Below are 1,215 nucleotides of genomic sequence, written 5' to 3'. Positions count from 1 at the left end.
ACACTGCCCAGCGCAGTCAGCTTCTGCCGCGCGCTCTGGGCATCGATCTCGGCTTCCTGCATCGCGGCGCGCGCCTGCAGCATGTCCTGCTCCGGGGAGATCTTCTCTTCCCACAAGGTCTTCTCGCGCTCGTAGGTCGTGCGCGCCAGGGCCAAGCGACGTTGCGCCGCGAGGAGCTCCGTGCGTTGATCCGCCAAGGCCTGGCTGCTCAGCACGGCGAGTACCTGACCTTTGCGGACGCGGTCGCCGGCATTGGCGGCAACGGACTCCACCAGCCCCGCCAGGCGTGGCACCACCTGGACCGTGCGGTCGCTGTTGTAGCGGACTTCCCCGAGCAGCTTGACGGTCGTGCCGATCGTGGCGGGCCCCGCCTCGGCGAGCTCCACGCCGGCGCCCTGCAACTGGGCATCGGTCATCGCGACGCGGGCTTCGGCCTGTTCGTAGCCGAAGTCGTAGGCCTTGCCGTCATACACCGCACGCACCTTCACCGCGAAGGAATGCGGCTCGACCACTACGGCGTCGCCCTTGAGATAGTCCTTTTCCTTCGCGAACTTGAACACCTGCGCGGGCTGCCCCAAGCGCTCCAGCGTGAGTTCGACCTGGCTTTGGCTGGCATCGAGCGGTTTGCCGTCGAGATAGGTGTACAGACGGAACTGCGGTTCGACACCGGTCTCGAAGATCGTCACTTCGACCCCATAGCGACCGTCGCTCAGCAGCTTGCCGCCATGCGGCCCCTTCGCCGGCTCGGCATGCTCGTCATCGTGCGCGTCGCCGTTTTCTTCCTTGTGTTCGTCGGCGTGCGCGCCGCCTTTTTCGCCGTCGTGTGCCGCCTCCTGGTGCTCGCCATGCCCATCGCCGGCCGGGGCGGTTTTCTCGCTGGTCAGGATCGCAGCGCCCAGCAGGAGCCCGGCGGCGAGCACGGCGACAATCGCCAACATCTGCTTCTTGGGTTTCGGTTCATTCATAGAGTTCTCCAATGCTTCAACGGGTAGCGGGCGCAGACGCCGTGGGCTCGACGTCAGCGCTTCCCAGGATGCGATCCAGTTCGGCGCGGGCGCGATGCGCATCCGCGATTGCGCGCAGGGCCTGCATGCGCGCTTGCAGCAGGGTTCGCTGGGCGTCCAGCGCCTCGAGGAAGCTGAACTTGCCGAGTTCGAATCCCTTGACCGCCGCTTCATAGGCGCTTTGCGCACCGGGGAGCACCTGCGCGGCGAG

General features: G+C 66.5%; 2 protein-coding genes. Both read right to left on the bottom strand.

Features of this window, described 5'->3' with window-relative positions:
- Positions 1–965 (bottom strand): efflux RND transporter periplasmic adaptor subunit (locus GO615_RS27695; RefSeq protein ID WP_169133056.1); only part of this gene is annotated, 965 nt, incomplete at its 3' end.
- Positions 966–981: 16 nt separating this feature from the next.
- Positions 982–1,215: TolC family protein (locus GO615_RS27690; RefSeq protein ID WP_169133055.1), on the bottom strand; the 234-nt coding region annotated here is incomplete at its 5' end.

Source organism: Aromatoleum evansii (assembly GCF_012910805.1).
Taxonomy (GTDB): domain Bacteria; phylum Pseudomonadota; class Gammaproteobacteria; order Burkholderiales; family Rhodocyclaceae; genus Aromatoleum; species Aromatoleum evansii.
Note: the sequence above shows the minus strand (reverse complement) of the source record. Positions and strands in the feature narration are given on the sequence as shown.